The sequence below is a fragment of the Methylobacterium oryzae genome (genome assembly GCF_021398735.1).
Classification (GTDB): Bacteria; Pseudomonadota; Alphaproteobacteria; order Rhizobiales; family Beijerinckiaceae; genus Methylobacterium.
In genome coordinates, this window is the sequence record NZ_CP090349.1 from 4,840,446 (window position 1) to 4,856,449 (window position 16,004).

Here is a 16,004-nt window from a genome sequence, read left to right on the forward strand (position 1 = left end):
AGGGGCCGAGCCACGCGGCGTCAGAGCGACGGAATCGCGCTCGTCATGGACGGGACCTGTGTTCGCGGCGCGGATACGGTCCGGCTGTCCGGCGAAGTCCCGCGGCGATGGGTGGCGCCGTGGTGCGGGTAGAGGGAATCGAACCCCCACGCCTTGCGGCTGGCGATTTTGAGTCGCCCGCGTCTACCAATTCCGCCATACCCGCGTGCCAGCGCTCTTCGCATAGGTCGGCGGCTCCGGCCAAGTGTTGTTTTGCGTCGGTCGGCGATCTGGCCAAGGCGGGGCGCCTATGCTCAAAGGGCGGCCGATCTCATAATCCGGGACCTTGAATGCTCCGCCGGCTCTACGCGTGGATCCTGGCCCTCAGTGACCGGCCATCCGCGCCCTACGCGCTCGGTGCTGTGGCCTTCGCCGAAAGCTCCTTCTTTCCGGTTCCACCGGACGTGATGCTCGTCCCGATGGCGGTCGCCCGGCCGGATCGGGTCTGGTTCTACGCCGCGATCACGACGGTCGCCTCGGTCCTCGGCGGTCTGGTCGGCTACGCCATCGGAGCCCTGCTGTTCGACTCCGTCGGTGAGTGGCTCATCCGCCTCTACGGCTTGCAGAACTCGGCCGCCACCTTCCAGGACTCCTACGCGCGCTACGGCCACTGGGTGATCCTGCTGAAGGGGCTCACGCCGATCCCCTACAAGCTCGTGACGATCACGTCGGGTTTCGCGCATTACAGCCTGTTCTGGTTCACGATCCTGTCGATCGTGACCCGCGGAGCCCGCTTCTTCATTCTCGCCGGATTGCTCGGCCGCTACGGTGTCCAGATTCGCGGCGTGCTCGACCGGCACCTGAACGCGGTCGCGGCGATCTCCGTCGCCGTCATCGTCCTCGGCTTCCTGCTCTTCAAGGTGATCCTGTAGCGATGAACACGGCGGCTGCCCTGCGCCTCAAGACCGCTGGCCTCTGGCTCGCGATCGCCTCCGCCCTCACCGTCGGGGCCGCGCTAGTCCTCCAGTACGGATACGGCTACGCGCCGTGCAAGCTCTGCCTGACCGAGCGGCTGCCCTACTACGCCGCCGTGCCGCTGGGCCTGCTGGCCCTGTTCCTGCCGGAGCGCTTGGCGCGGATCGCCCTCGGGCTCGCGGCCCTCGGCCTGCTCTACGGGGCCGGGATCGGGGTCTACCACGCCGGCGCGGAATGGGGCTTCTGGCCGGGACCCGCCGATTGCGGCGGCGGCACCGGCGCCAATCCGGGCCAGGTCGGCGACTTCCTCAACAGCCTGCAGACCACGAAGGTGGTCGACTGCTCGGTGGCCGCGCTCCGGGTGCTGGGCGTGTCGCTCGCCGGCTGGAGCGCCGCGATCTCGGCCGTGCTGGCCTCCTTCGCGGGGACCGCCGCGCTGCGTCCCTGACGCGCGCGGACCGGCGAGGCCGATCAGTTCCGGTCGTCGGGCAGGATCGGAATCGCCGCCACCTCGATGCCCTCGTCGATCAGGGCCCGCGCCTCCGCGGGGCTCGCCTCACCGTAGATCGAACGCCCTTCCGCCTCGCCGTAGTGGATCTTGCGCGCCTCCTCGGGGAAGCGCGCCCCGACATGCTCGGCATTCGCCACGACGTGCTCCCGGAGCGCGCGCAGCATCGCCCGCATCTGACGTTCCGGCTCGGCGATCATGGTCACCGGCGCCTCCGCCTTCGGGATCGGCGGCGGCGCGCGCTCCCGATCCGTGCGGGCGACGCTTGGCACCATCAGTGCCTTGCTGACCTTGGCGCTGTCGCAGACCGGGCACGTCACGAGGCCGCGCGTGACCTGCGTGTCGTAGGAATCGGAGGACGGGAACCAGCTCTCGAAGCCGTGCCCGGCATCGCAGACGAGACTGTACCGGATCATTCTGTTGCTTGCTGTGGTGACTACTGCGCGGCGCGAGTCCGCGGACCGACGCGCTCGACGGTGAAGGGCCGGCCGTGCTGCAGCGAGGGAATGCGGGCCCGGGCCTCCGCGACCTGCGCGAGGTCGATCTCCGCCAGGATGATCCCCGGCTCGTCCCCGCCGGCATCGGCCAGGACCCGGCCCCAGGGATCGACGATCAGCGAGTGGCCGTAGGTCTCGCGCCCGTCCTCGTGCCGACCGCCCTGCGCCGCCGAGATCACGAAGGCGCCGGTCTCGATGGCCCGGGCCCGTTGCAGGACGTGCCAGTGGGCCTCGCCGGTCTGCCGGGTGAAGCAGGCGGGGGCCGTCAGCACGTCCGCGCCCGCCTCGGCGAGGGCGCGGTACAGCGAGGGGAAGCGGATGTCGTAGCAGATCGTCAGGCCGAGCGTGGCCCACGGCGTCTCGGCCAGCACCGCGCGGGCGCCACCGGAATAGGTCGCGGATTCCCGCCAGCGCTCGCCGCTCGGCAGGTCGACGTCGAAGAGATGCAGCTTGTCGTAGGAGGCCAGGATCTCCCCGTCGGCGCCGATCAGGTAGGCGCGGTTGGCGATCTTGTCGCCGGCCCTGACCGCGATCGAGCCGATCTGGACGACCGTTCCGGTCTGACGCGCGGCCTCGCGGAGCGCCGCCAGGGTCGGGTCCTGCTCCTCGGTGGTGACGTGGGCGAACAGACGCTCGCGGCTCCGCTCCACCAGGGACGTCATCTCGGGAGTCTGCACGTAGGCCGCGCCCCGCGCCGACGCCTCGCGCACGCCCGCCACGGCCGCGTCGCGATTGGCGGCAGGGTCGCGCCCCGACCGCATCTGCACGCAGGCAGCCGTGAAGCGGGGCTCAGGCATCGGCCGTGTCCTTGAGCAGCGGGTCGAGCTTGCCGGCGCGATCGAGGGCGTACAGGTCGTCGCAGCCGCCGACATGCGTGGCGCCCACGAAGATCTGGGGAACGCTGGTGCGGCCGCCGGCGCGCTCGACCATGGTGGACCGGGCGCCCTGCACGCGCTCGACGTCGATCTCCTGGAAGGCGACGCCCTTCTCCTTCAGCAGGCTCTTGGCCGCCGAGCAGTAAGGACACCAAGCCGTGGTGTAGATTGTGACCGGCTGCATCGCGATCGTCGTCCCGCGCGTGAACTCGGGACATATAGGAGCGCGGGGCGCGCCTTGCCTATGCCCGTGTGGTCACAGGGCAACGCGCGCGCGCCGTCGACGAAGCACCGGCAGGATCAGGCGGCCAGGAGCTTCTCGACCTCGTTGACGAGGTCGCGGAGGTGGAAGGGCTTCGACAGGACCTTGGCGTCCTTCGGGGCCTTCGAATCCGGGTTGAGGGCGACCGCCGCGAAGCCGGTGATGAACATCACCTTGATGTCGGGATCGAGCTCGGTGGCGCGGCGGGCCAGCTCGATGCCGTCCATCTCGGGCATCACGATGTCGGTCAGCAGCAGCTCGAACGGCTCCTCGCGCAGCCGGTTGTAGGCGGAGAGGCCGTTGTCGAAGGACAGGACATCGTAGCCCGCGTTCTGCAGCGCCTTGGCCAGAAACCGGCGCATGTCGTTGTCGTCTTCCGCCAGCAGGATTTTCATCGGCCGGATCCGAGCCTTCGAGTCGAGAAGTTGATCCCATAAAGGGAGGCGATGGTAAACAAGGTGTTAGGATGGAGCGCGCAGCCGCCGCCGCGTGTCTCCCGGGCGACTGCGTCGGCCGCCGGTGCGGAGTGGACAGGCGATCGATCGCACACCACAGTGAGCGCCTGCCGTCCTCGTTCAACCGCCGGGGTGTCCACCAGCCGATGACTGCAACCGAACCGGTACAGCCAGACGCCTTCGGATTTGCCCCGGCCTTCGTGGTCGACGAGCCCGCGGCGCACACCCTGCCTTTCGTCTTCAATACCGGTCATTCCGGGGCCGTCTACCCCCCCGACTTCATCGCGGCCTCGCGGCTCGACGCGCTGACCCTGCGCCGCTCCGAGGATGCCCACGTCGACCGCCTGTTCGGATCGGTCGTCGGACTGGGCGCGCCGCTCCTGCGGGCCAACTTCCCCCGCGCCTTCCTCGACGTGAACCGGGAGCCCTACGAACTCGACCCGCGCATGTTCGAGGGGCGCCTGCCGCCCTTCGCCAACACCCGGTCGATGCGCGTCGCGGGCGGTCTCGGGACCGTGCCCCGGGTCGTCGCCGACGGCCAGGAGATCTACGCCCGGCGCCTGCCGGTCGCCGAGGCGACCGCCCGGATCGAGAGCCTGTACAAGCCGTATCATCGCGCGCTGCGCGGACTGGTCCAGCGCACGGCGCGCACCCACGGCCACTGCATGCTCGTCGATTGCCACTCGATGCCGTCCTCGAGCCTCGGCCGCGATCCGGACATGAAAGCCGACGTGGTGCTGGGCGACCGCTACGGCACGGCGTGCGCACCCGTCCTGATCGACGGATTCGAGGCCGCGTTCCGGGCCCGGGGTTTCCGCGTGGTCCGCAACAAGCCCTACGCCGGCGGCTTCATCACGGAGCATTACGGCGAGCCGAACCTCGACCGCCACGCGCTCCAGATCGAGCTGAACCGGGGTCTCTACATGAACGAGGCCAGCCTCGCGATGACGGCGGGCTTCCCGGCACTGGTCGAGGCGCTGCGCGGCGTCGTCGCCGATGTCGCCAAGGACCTCGACGATCTCGTCCCCCGCCGGATGGCCGCGGAATAGGGGCGCTGTCCCGACCGTTCACGAAGAAGAGCGGCGGTATACCGGAAAGAAAAAAGGCCACTCCCGAAGGAGCGGCCCGAAGTCTAGGGAGGAAACGCCCAAGAAGGGCAGCGAGACCGCGACGCCATCGCGATCTCGCAACGCACAAACTAAAGTGCGCCGCACAAGAAGCAAGCGCAATTCGCCCGCCGCGGCCGCTCTGCGCGCATACCTGAAGCGCGTTCTCTGGCCGCCGCGCGTCGCCGCGTGCAGGCGTAGCTCGGACGAGAGCGAGAACCGATGCGGTCACACGTGTCGCCTAGCGGGGCGCGGTGATCGGATCCGCGCCCGCAGCGCCATTCAGCCCTGGCTCTTGAGCAGCTTCTCGATCTCGGCCCGCAGGGGTCCTGCGAGATCGTTCCGCTCAAGGGCGTAGGCGAGATTCGCCGTGAGGAAGCCGAGCTTCGAGCCGGTATCGTAGGTCCGGCCCTCGTAGCGCATGCCGTAGAACGCCTGCTTCTCCATCAGGTCGATCATGGCGTCCGTGAGCTGGATCTCGCCGCCCGCGCCCTTCTTGCCGTGCTCGAGGATCCCGAAGATCTCGGGCTGGAGGATGTAGCGCCCGGAGATGATGAAGTTCGACGGCGCCGTGCCCTGCTTGGGCTTCTCGACCATCCCGGTGATCTGGAAGGACTGGCCGTAGGTCTCGCCCACGCTGACGATGCCGTACTGGTGCGTCTCCTCGGGCGCCACCTCCTCGACGGCGATGATGTTGCCGCCGTGGCGATCGTAGGCGGCCAGCATCTGCTGCATACAGCCGCGGCTCAGCATGTCGGGGAGCAGCACCGCGAAGGGCTCGTCGCCGACGATCTCGCGGGCGCACCACACCGCGTGGCCGAGGCCGAGTGGCGCCTGCTGGCGGGTAAAGCTGGTCTGGCCGGCCTTCGGCAGGTCCTTCTTCAGCTCTTCATAGGCGGCCGTCTTCCCGCGCTCCTGAAGGGTGTGGTCGAGCTCGAACGCAATGTCGAAATGGTCCTCGATCACCGCTTTGCCGCGGCCGGTGACGAAGATGAAGTGCTCGATCCCGGCCGCGCGCGCCTCGTCGACGACGTGCTGCACCACTGGCCGGTCGACGACCGTGAGCATCTCCTTCGGGACCGCCTTCGTGGCGGGCAGGAAGCGCGTGCCGAGGCCCGCGACGGGGAGGACGGCCTTGCGGATCGGTTTCATCGAGCGGTAACCCCGGAACTGGATGGAACGACGTGGTCAGCTGTGCGGTCAGTGAGATAGCTTAACGCGAGCCGTCGCAAGCATGTACATCGTTAGTATGAGGCGGCGGGGCGTAAATTTCCCGTCTGCAAAGGCGTAAGCAGTTGCCGGGATGGCGGCAGTGAGGGCGAGATGGCGGTTCTGGTGACGGGGGGTGCCGGCTACATCGGCAGCCACATGGTGCTGGCGCTCCTCGACGCCGGCCATGAGGAGGTCGTCGTCCTCGACGATCTCTCCACCGGCTTCGACTGGGCGGTCCCAGAGGGTGTGAAGCTCGTCGTCGGCGACGTGGCCGACCAGGCCCTCGTGACACAGACCATCCTGCAGCACCGCATCGATGCCCTGGCCCACTTCGCCGCCAAGATCGTCGTGCCCGAATCCGTAGCCGACCCCCTGGGCTACTACCTCGCCAACACGGTGAAGACCCGCGCGCTGATCGAGGCGTCGGTGCGTGCCGGCGTCAAGAATGTCATCTTCTCCTCGACCGCGGCCGTCTACGGTGAGCCCGAGGCCTCGCCGGTTCCCGAGGACCTGCCGCTGAAGCCGATCAATCCCTACGGCCGCTCGAAGCTGATGAGCGAGTGGATGATCGCCGACGCCGCCGCGGCGCACGGCTTCTCCTACGTGGTCCTGCGCTACTTCAACGTCGCCGGCGCGGATCCGGAGGGACGGTCCGGCCAGTCGACGCCCAACGCCACGCACCTGATCAAGGTGGCCACGCAGGCAGCGCTCGGCCAGCGCGCCCGGCTCGACGTCTTCGGGACCGACTACCCGACCCCGGACGGGTCGTGCCTGCGCGACTACATCCAGGTCTCGGACCTCGCGGAGGCGCATCGCCTCGCCCTCGACCATCTGCGCTCCGGTGGCGAGAGCCTGACGCTGAACTGCGGCTACGGGCGCGGTTATTCGGTCCTCGAGGTCGTCGAGGTCGTGAAGCGGATCTCGGGCCGCGACTTCGAAGTGCGGCTGTGCCCGCGCCGGCCCGGCGATCCGGCCCAAATCGTCGCCGAGGCGGCGCGCATCCGCGATCGCCTGGGCTGGCAGCCCCGGCACGACGACCTCGACGCCATCGTCGGCCAAGCCCTCGCCTGGGAAGAACGCCTGGAGAAGCGCAATCGGATCTGACCGGATGCATTCCCGTCGATGGATCCTGGCCGCGGCGGCGTGCCTCGCGACCGGCCCGGCCCGCGCCGAGGACGCCTTCCGGGCGTTCGTCGAGGCCCTGCGTCCGGACGCGGCGGCGCGGGGCGTCTCCGCCGCGACCTTCGACGCGGCGTTCCGCGGGATCACAGGACCTGATCCCGGTATCCTGGCGCGAACCCGCCGCCAGAGCGAGTTCAGCCGGCCTGTCTGGGAGTACCTCGTCGGCGCGGTCTCGGCCGGCCGCATCGCGCGCGGTCGCGACCGCGCCGCCACCCTCGCGTCGACCCTGACGGCGATCGAGGCCCGCTACGGCGTTCCGGGTCCGGTGGTGATGGCGTTCTGGGGCGTCGAGTCGGATTTCGGAGCGAGTGCGGGCAGCGTCCCGACCGTCCGGGCGCTGGCGACGCTCGCCGAGGCGCGGCACCGCGGCAGCCTGTTCCGCGACGAGCTCCTCGCCGCCCTCACGATCCTGCAGCGCGGCGACATCGCGCCCGACCGGATGAGCGGCAGCTGGGCTGGCGCGATGGGTCAGGTGCAATTCCTGCCCTCCACCTACCTGGCCCACGCGGTCGACTTCGACGGCGACGGCCGGCGCGACATCTGGACCAGCGCGGCGGATTCGCTGGCCTCGATCGCCGCCTATCTCAAGGATCTCGGCTGGAATCCGACCTTTTCCTGGGGCTACGAGGTGCGCCTGCCGAAGGAGTTCGACCTGAGCCGCTACGCGGGCGATCTCGCGAGCTTCGCCGAGCGCGGCGTTCGCCGCACCGACGGGCAGCCGCTGCCGGGGGCCGGGCGCGCCAGCCTGTTCCTGCCCGGAGGCCTCGGCGGGCCGGTCTTCCTGATCACCGATAATTTCGAGGTGGTCCGGGGCTACAACACATCGGATTCCTACGCGCTGGCAGTGGGTCACCTTGCCGACCGCCTCGCCGGCGGTCCGCCGCTGGCCGCGCCGTGGCCCGCCGGAGCCCGCCTCGACGGGCCGGGCCTCCGCGCCCTGCAGACCGGCCTCGCGGCTTCCGGCTTCTACGACGGGCCGACGGATGGACGCGCGGGCCCGAAGCTGCGCGAGGCGGTGCGGCGCTATCAGATCAGCGTCGGATTGCCGGCCGACGGGTACGCGACGCCGGCCCTGCTCGCCCGCGTGGCCGGGAAGGCAGCGCCGCGACGCTGAGCCCGGCGAGAGGTTTAGACCCGCGCGCGGCTTCCACCTATAGTGGCCGCGGTCCGAACGGGCCCGGTTCGGCGTAAAGCGTACGGGATGCGCATGGTCCTCGCTCGTCGGCGTCCTTCGGAACGCCCCCTCATCCTCGGGCTCTCGGTCCTGTTGGGGCTCGCGGAGGTGTCGACCTTCGGGGGCGGTCCGGCCTGCGCGCAGTGGGGCGACAGCTACCAGCAGCAGCAGGGCGGCACCTATTACCAGGCGCCGCCGCGCCGGCGGCCGCGGGACGCCTATTACCGCGACGACGGGACGTCCGGGCGCCAGCCCCGCTACGCACCGCAGCAGGAGGCGCCGCGCCAGTTCTACTGGCCCTGGGAGGACAGGCCGCAGCCGGTGGCGCCGCAGCCGGAGCGCACCTACCGGGCCCCGCGCCAGCGAACCAATCCCTACGCGACCGGAGAGGCGCAGCGTCCGCCTCCCGCGGTGAAGCGGCGGGTCCGTCCGGCCCGGGCGCCGACACCGCCGAAGCCCGCGGTCGCCAAGACCGAGCCGAACGTCCAGATCGCCGTCTTTGGCGATTCCCTCGCCGACCATCTCGCCAAGGGCCTCGACGACGTGTTCGAGGACAATGCCGACGTCGCCGTGATCGACCGCGCGAAGGGCGACAGCGGTCTGGTGCGCAAGGACGTGGTCGACTGGCCGAAGGTCGCGCAGGACTACCTCCAGAGCAACGCGAAGGTGCGCTACGCCCTGGTGATGTTGGGCGCCAACGATCGGCAGCCGATCCGCGAGGGCGACGAGACGGCCGATCCCCTCACGGACCGCTGGCGCGCCCTCTACCGCGCCCGGGTGGAGGCGCTGGCGAAAGTCTTCACCGACCGCAAGATCCCGCTGATCTGGGTCGGGCTGCCGCCGGTCCAGAGCGAGTCCCTGAGCCGGGACCTCGCTTCCCTGAACGACATCGTCCGGGACACCGTTACCAAGGCCGGCGGGACCTACGTCGATATCTGGCCGGGCTTCGTCGACGACCGGGACCGGTACGCCGCGTCGGGCCCGGATCCGGAAGGCCAGATCGCCAAGCTCCGTACCGCGGACGGTGTCCATTTCACCAAGGCGGGCGATCGGAAGCTGGCCCACTTCGCCGATGTCGAGCTGAAGCGGCTGATGGGCGCGGTGCCGGGCACGGCCGAGCCGTCGCCGACCGCGACCGTGGCGCCGACCGCACCGCCCGCGACACCCGGGCCGAGCCTCGACGGTACCGCGCCGGCCACCGATACCGCAGCGATCGATCGTCAGATCACCGCGATGCTGCCGAGCCTGCCGGAGCCGCCCGGCGTGCCGGCGCTCCCGGTGAAGCCCGCGGCCGGCCCCGTGGTACCGTTGAGCCGGAGCGAGGTGTCGCCCGGCGGCGCGCTGCTGAATGGGCGTCCGCGCGATCCGGACAATTCCGGGACCGTGGAGCGGACGCTGCTGCGCGGCAACGCGCCGATGCCGCAGCCCGGCCGAGCCGACGATTTCCGCTGGCCGCCGGGCTGAGCCGGGCGGGCCCTTCGCGCGCGCTCAGCAGGCCGTCAGCGCGGCAGGACGCTCGCGCCCATCAGCATCTCGTCGATGGCGCGCGCCGCCTGACGGCCCTCGCGGATCGCCCAGACCACCAGGGACTGGCCGCGCCGCATGTCGCCGGCGGCCCAGATCTTCGCGTCCGACGTGCGGTAGTCGTCCTCGTTCGCCTCGACATTGCCACGCTTGTCGACGCCGACCCCGGACTGCTCCAGCAGACCCTTCTGGACCGAGCCCGCGAAGCCGATCGCCATGAAGACGAGGTCGGCCGGCAGCACGAACTCGGTGCCGGCGATCGGCTGGCGCTTGGCATCGACGCGGGCGCAGACCACGCCGGTGAGCTGGCCCTTCTTGTTCCCCTCGAGCCGCAGGGTCGCGGCCTGGAACTCGCGCTCCGCGCCCTCCGCCTGGCTGGACGAGGTCCGCATCTTGGTCGGCCAGTAGGGCCACACGGTGAGCTTGTCCTCCCGCTCCGGCGGGCGCGGGCGGATGTCGAGCTGCGTCACCGACAGGGCCCCCTGGCGGAACGCGGTGCCGACGCAGTCGGAGGCGGTGTCGCCGCCGCCGATGACCACCACGTTCTTGCCGGCGGCCAGGATCGGCTGCTCGCCGTTGCCGCGCATCGGCTCGGCGCTCACGCGCCGGTTCGACTGGACGAGGTAGGGCATCGCGTAGTGGACGCCCTCGAGGTCCTGGCCGGGAAGCTGCGGGTTGCGCGGATCCTCGGCGCCACCGCAGAACATCACGGCGTCGAACTCGGCCTTGAGCTCGTCGACCGACTTCGTCACACCGATGTTCTGGTTGTAGTGGAAGACGACGCCCTCGGCCTCCATCTGGCGCACGCGCCGGTCGATGTGGCGCTTCTCCATCTTGAAGTCCGGGATGCCGTAGCGGAGAAGGCCACCCGCCTTCGGCTCGCGCTCGAACACGTGGACGTCGTGCCCGACGCGGGCGAGCTGCTGCGCCGCCGCCATACCGGCCGGTCCGGAGCCCACGATCGCGACGCGCTTGCCGGTGCGGGTCTGCGCCGGCTCGGGCTTCACCCAGCCCATGTTCCAGGCGCGGTCGGCGATCGCCTGCTCGATCGTCTTGATGGCGACCGGCTGGTTCTCGAGGTTGAGCGTGCACGCCTCCTCGCAGGGCGCGGGGCAGACGCGGCCGGTAAACTCCGGGAAGTTGTTCGTGGAGTGGAGGTTGCGGGACGCCTCCTCCCAATCCGACTGGAAGACGAGGTCGTTCCAGTCCGGGATCTGGTTGTGGACCGGGCAGCCCGTCGGCCCGTGGCAGAACGGGATGCCGCAATCCATGCAGCGCGCGGCCTGTTTCGTCAGGTCGTGCTCGTCGAGCGGGAGCGTGAACTCGCGGAAGTGCCGGACCCGGTCGGCGGCGAGCTGGTACTTCTGCTCCTGCCGGTCGAACTCGAGGAAGCCTGTGATCTTGCCCATTGGTCAGCCCCTGGGCCGGCCAGTCTCTGACTGCGCTGCCCGCGTCGTCGTCTCGTGTGGGTGCGTGACCGGGCGGGAGCCCGCCCGGTCTCAGGAAGTCGCCTACTCGGCGGCCACCGGCATCCGCGCCATCTCCATCTCGCGAAGCGCCCGGCGGTACTCCACCGGCATCACCTTCACGAACTTGGTGCGGTAACCGCTCCAGTCGTCGAGGATCGCCTTGGCGCGGGGGCTGCCCGTGTACTTGAGATGGTTGGTGATGAGCTGCGTCAGCCGCTCCTCGTCGTGCCCGGACATGTCGGCCAGGATGTCGACCCGCCCCTTGGTCTCCAGGTCGCCGTCCTGATGGAAGCGACGCATCAGGTCGTCCTCCTCCTCGACCGGCTCCAGGTCGACCATCGACAGGTTGCAGCGCGCCGAGAAGGAGCCGTCCTCATCGAGCACGTAGGCGATGCCGCCCGACATGCCGGCCGCGAAGTTGCGCCCGGTCTCGCCGATCGACACGACCACGCCGCCGGTCATGTACTCGCAGCCATGGTCGCCCATGCCCTCGACCACCGTGATCGCGCCGGAGTTCCTGACCGCGAAGCGCTCGCCCGCGGAGCCGCGGATGTAGCACTCGCCCGCGATCGCCCCGTACAGCACGGTGTTGCCGACCATGATCGTCCGGTCCTGCGGCGACTTCAGCGCGTCGCTCGGCCGGATGATCAGCTTGCCGCCCGACAGGCCCTTGCCGACGTAGTCGTTGCCGTGGCCAGTCAGCTCGACGGTCACGCCGGCCGCCACCCAGGCGCCGAAGCTCTGGCCCGCCGTGCCGGCGAGCTTCACCACGATCGTGTCGTCGGGCAGGCCCTCGTGGCCGTGCGCCTTGGCGACCATGCCGGAGAGCATCGCGCCCGCGGCCCGGTCCGAGTTCCGGATGGTGTCGGTGATGACCACCGGCTCCCCGGTCTCGATCGCGTGCTGCGCCTTCTCGATGAGGCGCCGGTCGAGGACCGTGTCGATCGGGTGGTGCTGCACCTCCACGTGGCGGATCGCCGTGCCCTCGGCCACCTTCGGCCGGTGGAACAGCTTGGTGAAGTCGAGCCCGCGCGCCTTCCAATGGGCGATGGCCTCGACCTTGTCGAGCACGTCGGAGCGGCCGACCGCCTCCTCCAGCTTCGTGAAGCCGAGCGAGGCGAGGATCTCCCGCACCTCCTCGGCCACGAAGAAGAAGTAGTTCACCACGTGCTCGGGCGTGCCCTTGAAGCGCTTGCGCAGCACCGGATCCTGGGTGGCGACCCCCACCGGGCAGGTGTTCAGGTGGCACTTGCGCATCATGATGCAGCCGGCGGCGATCAGCGGGGCCGTCGAGAAGCCCATCTGGTCGGCGCCGAGGAGCGCCGCGATGATCACGTCGCGCCCCGTCCGGATGCCGCCGTCGGCCTGCAGGGCGACGCGCCCGCGCAGGTTGTTGAGCACCAGCGTCTGCTGGGTCTCGGCCAGCCCGGTCTCCCAGGGTCCGCCCGCGTGCTTGAGCGAGGTCAGCGGCGCCGCACCCGTGCCGCCGTCGAAGCCCGAGATCGTGATGTGGTCGGCGCGCGCCTTGGCGACACCGGCCGCGACCGTGCCGACGCCGACCTCGGAGACGAGCTTCACCGACACGTCCGCCGACGGGTTCACGTTCTTCAGGTCGAAGATCAGCTGGGCCAGATCCTCGATCGAGTAGATGTCGTGGTGCGGCGGCGGCGAGATCAGGCCCACGCCCGGGGTGGCGTAGCGGACCTTGGCGATCTTGGCGTCGACCTTGTGGCCGGGCAACTGGCCGCCCTCGCCGGGCTTGGCGCCCTGCGCGACCTTGATCTGCATCATGTCGGAATTGACGAGGTACTCCGTCGTGACGCCGAAGCGCCCGGAGGCGACCTGCTTGATCGCGGACCGGCGCGAGCGCCCGTCCGGCAGCGGCTTGAACCGCTCGACCTCCTCGCCGCCCTCGCCCGAGTTCGAGCGGCCGCCGAACGAGTTCAGCGCGATGGCGAGCGTCTCGTGCGCCTCCTTGGAGATGGAGCCGTACGACATGGCGCCCGTGGCGAAGCGCTTGACGATCTCGGAGGCCGGCTCGACCGAGTCCAGCGGGACCGGCGCGCGACCGAGCTCGGCGGCGGACTTGATGCGGAACAGGCCGCGGAGCGTCTTAAGCTGGTGCTCCTGGCGGTTCACCAGCTCGGCGTATTCGCGGTAGCGCTCCGGCACGTTGAGGCGCACCGCGTGCTGCAGCGTCGCCACCGTGTCGGGCGTCCAGGTGTGGGTCTCGCCGCGCAGGCGGTAGGCGTACTCGCCGCCGACATCCAGGGCGTTCCGGTAGACCGGCGCGTCGCCGAAGGCGTCGCGGTGTCGGCGCGCGGTCTCCTCGGCGATCTCCGCCATGCCGACGCCCTCGATGGTCGTCGCCGTGCCGAAGAAGTCGCGGCCGACGAAGGTCGAGTTCAGGCCGACCGCGTCGAAGATCTGCGCGCCGCAATAGGACTGGTAGGTGGAGATGCCCATCTTGGACATCACCTTCAGCAGGCCCTTATCGATCGCCTTGATGTAGCGGTAGATGATCTCGTCGTCGGTGAGGTCCGGCGGGAACTCGTCCTTCATGTCGAGCAGCGTCTCGAAGGCGAGGTACGGGTTCACCGCTTCGGCGCCGTAGCCGGCGAGACAGGCGAAGTGGTGCACCTCGCGCGGCTCGCCCGACTCGACCACGAGGCCGACCGAGGTCCGGAGCCCCTTGCGGATCAGGTAATTGTGCACGGACGCCGTGGCCAGCAGCGCCGGGATCGGGATCCGATCCGGCCCGACCGCCCGGTCGGTGAGCACGATGATGTTGTAGCCGCCGCGCACCGCCGCCTCGGCGCGGTCGCAGAGGCGGTCGAGCGCCCCGTCCATGGCCGCCGCGCCGGTCTCGGCCGGGTAGGTCATGTCGAGGGTCTTGGTGTCGAACCGATCCTCGAAATGGCCGATCGAGCGGATCTTCTCCAGATCGGCGTTGGTGAGGATCGGCTGGCGGACCTCCAGGCGCTTGCGCCGGGACGCACCCTCCATGTCGAGCAGGTTCGGCCGCGGCCCGATGAACGAGACGAGGCTCATCACGGCCTCCTCGCGGATCGGGTCGATCGGTGGGTTCGTGACCTGCGCGAAGTTCTGCTTGAAGTAGGTGTAGAGGAGCTTCGACTTCTCGGAGAGGGCCGAGAGCGGCGTGTCCGTGCCCATGGAGCCGACCGCCTCCTGGCCGGTGACGGCCATGGGCTGCATCAGCAGCTTGAGATCCTCCTGCGTGTAGCCGAAGGCCTGCTGGCGATCGAGCAGGCTCACGTCGCCGCGGGACTCGCGCGGCTGAACCGGTCGCAGGTCCTCCAGGACGATCTGGGTGTTCTTCACCCACTCGGCGTAGGGATGCGCGGCGGCGAGCTCGCCCTTGATCTCCTCGTCGGAGACGATGCGGCCCTTCTGCAGGTCGATCAGCAGCATGCGGCCCGGCTGCAGGCGCCAGGACTGGACGATCTTCTCGTCCGGGATCGGCAGGGTGCCCATCTCGGAGGCGAGCACCACGAGGCCGTCGTCGGTGACGATGTAGCGCGCCGGGCGCAGGCCGTTGCGGTCGAGGGTGGCGCCGATCTGGCGGCCGTCGGTGAAGGCCACGGCGGCGGGACCGTCCCACGGCTCCATCAGGGCGGCGTGGTACTCGTAGAAGGCGCGCCGCTCCTCGCTCATGAGCGGGTTGCCGGCCCAGGCCTCCGGGATGAGCATCATCATCGCGTGGGCCAGCGGGTAGCCGCCCTGCACGAGGAACTCGAGGGCGTTGTCGAAGCAGGCCGTGTCGGATTGGCCCTCGTAGGAGATCGGCCACAGCTTCGAGATGTCGTTGCCGAACAGGTCGGAATCGACGCTCGCCTGGCGGGCCGCCATCCAGTTGACGTTGCCGCGCAGCGTGTTGATCTCGCCGTTATGCGCGACCATCCGGTAGGGGTGCGAGAGCCGCCAAGTCGGGAAGGTGTTGGTGGCGAAGCGCTGGTGGACGAGGGCGATCGCCGAGACGAAGCGGTCGTCCTTCAGGTCCAGGAAGTAGCCGCCGAGCTGCGTGACCAGCACCATGCCCTTGTAGACGATGGTCCGGGTCGAAACGGAGACCGGGTAGAACTCCTTCACCCGCGGGTCGTCGAGGCCGTAGACCTTGTTGGAGATCACCTTGCGGGCGACGTAGACCCGGCGCTCGAACGCGTCCTGGTCGGTGACCGAGGCGGGCCGGCCGATGAAGACCTGACGGTGGTGCGGCTCGGTCGCCTTCACGGCGTCGCCGAGATCCTCCGGATCCACCGGCACGTCGCGCCAGCCGAGGAGCGGCAGGCCCTCGGCGGCCAGGGACGATTCGACGATCTCCTGGATGATCGCCCGCGGCTCCTCCGCCTTCGGCATGAAGAACTGTCCGATGGCGTACGAGCCCGCCGGCGGCAGCTCGAAGCCGAGGCGCGAGCACTCCTCGGCGAAGAAGCCGTGCGGGATCTGCGTGAGGATGCCGCAGCCGTCGCCCATCTTGGGATCGGCGCCCACCGCGCCGCGATGATCGAGGTTCTCCAGGATCTTCAGACCCTGCTCGACGATCGCGTGGGTCCGGCGGTCGTGCATGTCGGCGATGAAGCCGACGCCGCAGGCGTCGCGCTCGTGGGCCGGATCGTAGGAACCCTGGGCTTTCGGGAGGGCGGGGTCGCGCACGATGAGCGGCATCGCGCCGCCGCGCGGGGCGGCAGCCTGGGCCGTGGACGCAGCAAACTCTTCGGCGGGTCTGCGTTGTGACATGCTTCGTCTCGTCCTTCCCTCGAACCCG

General features: G+C 69.8%; 13 protein-coding genes and 1 tRNA gene. 6 read left to right on the forward strand and 8 right to left on the reverse strand.

What is annotated here, in order from left to right; all coding sequences use genetic code 11:
- Window positions 1-120: 120 nt before the first annotated feature.
- Window positions 121-205: transfer RNA gene (locus LXM90_RS23120), tRNA-Leu, on the reverse strand.
- A gap of 124 nt (window positions 206-329) precedes the next feature.
- Between LXM90_RS23120 and LXM90_RS23125 the strand changes: the two genes are divergently transcribed.
- Together LXM90_RS23125 and LXM90_RS23130 are read left to right on the forward strand one after the other, a co-directional pair.
- Entirely contained in the window at window positions 330-911 is a 582-nt protein-coding gene (locus tag LXM90_RS23125; protein WP_020091426.1) for a YqaA family protein, read from the forward strand.
- 2 nt (window positions 912-913) lie between these two features.
- The gene (locus tag LXM90_RS23130; protein ID WP_020091425.1) at window positions 914-1,402 is read left to right on the forward strand and encodes a disulfide bond formation protein B; all 489 of its coding nucleotides are present in this window, start codon (window positions 914-916) and stop codon (window positions 1,400-1,402) included.
- Between the two features lie 23 nt (window positions 1,403-1,425).
- On the opposite strand, the gene LXM90_RS23135 is transcribed toward LXM90_RS23130, so the two are convergent.
- The 4 genes from LXM90_RS23135 to cpdR form a co-directional block, all read right to left on the reverse strand.
- Window positions 1,426-1,878, reverse strand: a complete 453-nt coding sequence (locus LXM90_RS23135) for a DUF1178 family protein (protein ID WP_020091424.1) — start codon at window positions 1,876-1,878, stop codon at window positions 1,426-1,428.
- 20 nt (window positions 1,879-1,898) lie between these two features.
- Window positions 1,899-2,756 carry a carbon-nitrogen hydrolase family protein gene (locus LXM90_RS23140; RefSeq protein ID WP_020091423.1) on the reverse strand — a complete coding sequence of 286 codons (858 nt, stop codon included), beginning with the start codon at window positions 2,754-2,756 and terminating at the stop codon, window positions 1,899-1,901.
- Complete coding sequence (gene grxC, locus LXM90_RS23145) at window positions 2,749-3,018, reverse strand: glutaredoxin 3 (RefSeq protein ID WP_020091422.1); 270 nt, start codon at window positions 3,016-3,018, stop codon at window positions 2,749-2,751. Before grxC ends, LXM90_RS23140 begins: the two co-directional genes overlap by 8 nt.
- Window positions 3,019-3,134: 116 nt before the next feature.
- On the reverse strand, window positions 3,135-3,491 hold the full coding sequence (cpdR, locus tag LXM90_RS23150; protein WP_003603128.1) for a cell cycle two-component system response regulator CpdR: 357 nt from the start codon (window positions 3,489-3,491) through the stop codon (window positions 3,135-3,137).
- Between the two features lie 206 nt (window positions 3,492-3,697).
- On the opposite strand from cpdR, the gene LXM90_RS23155 reads away from it, so the two are divergent.
- On the forward strand, window positions 3,698-4,600 hold the full coding sequence (locus tag LXM90_RS23155) for an N-formylglutamate amidohydrolase (protein WP_026604666.1): 903 nt from the start codon (window positions 3,698-3,700) through the stop codon (window positions 4,598-4,600).
- A 339-nt stretch (window positions 4,601-4,939) separates the two neighbouring features.
- Here the strand turns inward: LXM90_RS23155 and galU are convergent, their stop codons facing one another.
- The gene (gene galU, locus LXM90_RS23160; RefSeq protein WP_020091420.1) at window positions 4,940-5,809 is read right to left on the reverse strand and encodes a UTP--glucose-1-phosphate uridylyltransferase GalU; all 870 of its coding nucleotides are present in this window, start codon (window positions 5,807-5,809) and stop codon (window positions 4,940-4,942) included.
- A gap of 171 nt (window positions 5,810-5,980) precedes the next feature.
- Here galU and galE point away from each other — a divergent pair, with 171 nt between their 5' ends.
- The 3 genes from galE to LXM90_RS23175 all read left to right on the forward strand — a co-directional run bounded on the left by galE (window position 5,981) and on the right by LXM90_RS23175 (window position 9,689).
- Window positions 5,981-6,973, forward strand: coding sequence for a UDP-glucose 4-epimerase GalE (gene galE, locus LXM90_RS23165; protein ID WP_020091419.1), 993 nt, complete (start codon window positions 5,981-5,983; stop codon window positions 6,971-6,973).
- Between the two features lie 4 nt (window positions 6,974-6,977).
- Entirely contained in the window at window positions 6,978-8,165 is a 1,188-nt protein-coding gene (locus LXM90_RS23170) for a lytic murein transglycosylase (RefSeq protein WP_020091418.1), read from the forward strand.
- A 93-nt stretch (window positions 8,166-8,258) separates the two neighbouring features.
- Window positions 8,259-9,689: a DUF459 domain-containing protein gene (locus LXM90_RS23175; protein WP_051123716.1), complete on the forward strand. Its 1,431-nt coding sequence runs from the start codon at window positions 8,259-8,261 to the stop codon at window positions 9,687-9,689.
- 35 nt (window positions 9,690-9,724) lie between these two features.
- Here LXM90_RS23175 and LXM90_RS23180 read toward each other — a convergent pair whose 3' ends face one another.
- Both LXM90_RS23180 and gltB read right to left on the reverse strand, forming a co-directional pair.
- Entirely contained in the window at window positions 9,725-11,158 is a 1,434-nt protein-coding gene (locus LXM90_RS23180) for a glutamate synthase subunit beta (protein ID WP_020091416.1), read from the reverse strand.
- A 102-nt stretch (window positions 11,159-11,260) separates the two neighbouring features.
- Window positions 11,261-15,976: a glutamate synthase large subunit gene (gene gltB / locus LXM90_RS23185; protein WP_026604664.1), complete on the reverse strand. Its 4,716-nt coding sequence runs from the start codon at window positions 15,974-15,976 to the stop codon at window positions 11,261-11,263.
- Between the last annotated feature and the right edge of the window lie 28 nt (window positions 15,977-16,004).

Bases quoted from the DNA above. Each gene is read 5' to 3' on its own strand.
- LXM90_RS23125 (WP_020091426.1), top strand. From the start codon at position 330: ATGCTCCGCCGGCTCTACGCGTGGATCCTGGCCCTCAGTGACCGGCCA.
- grxC (WP_020091422.1), bottom strand. From the start codon at position 3,018: ATGCAGCCGGTCACAATCTACACCACGGCTTGGTGTCCTTACTGCTCG.
- gltB (WP_026604664.1), bottom strand. From the start codon at position 15,976: ATGTCACAACGCAGACCCGCCGAAGAGTTTGCTGCGTCCACGGCCCAG.
- LXM90_RS23170 (WP_020091418.1), top strand. From the start codon at position 6,978: ATGCATTCCCGTCGATGGATCCTGGCCGCGGCGGCGTGCCTCGCGACC.
- LXM90_RS23130 (WP_020091425.1), top strand. From the start codon at position 914: ATGAACACGGCGGCTGCCCTGCGCCTCAAGACCGCTGGCCTCTGGCTC.
- cpdR (WP_003603128.1), bottom strand. From the start codon at position 3,491: ATGAAAATCCTGCTGGCGGAAGACGACAACGACATGCGCCGGTTTCTG.
- galE (WP_020091419.1), top strand. From the start codon at position 5,981: ATGGCGGTTCTGGTGACGGGGGGTGCCGGCTACATCGGCAGCCACATG.
- LXM90_RS23135 (WP_020091424.1), bottom strand. From the start codon at position 1,878: ATGATCCGGTACAGTCTCGTCTGCGATGCCGGGCACGGCTTCGAGAGC.
- LXM90_RS23175 (WP_051123716.1), top strand. From the start codon at position 8,259: ATGGTCCTCGCTCGTCGGCGTCCTTCGGAACGCCCCCTCATCCTCGGG.
- galU (WP_020091420.1), bottom strand. From the start codon at position 5,809: ATGAAACCGATCCGCAAGGCCGTCCTCCCCGTCGCGGGCCTCGGCACG.
- LXM90_RS23155 (WP_026604666.1), top strand. From the start codon at position 3,698: ATGACTGCAACCGAACCGGTACAGCCAGACGCCTTCGGATTTGCCCCG.
- LXM90_RS23180 (WP_020091416.1), bottom strand. From the start codon at position 11,158: ATGGGCAAGATCACAGGCTTCCTCGAGTTCGACCGGCAGGAGCAGAAG.
- LXM90_RS23140 (WP_020091423.1), bottom strand. From the start codon at position 2,756: ATGCCTGAGCCCCGCTTCACGGCTGCCTGCGTGCAGATGCGGTCGGGG.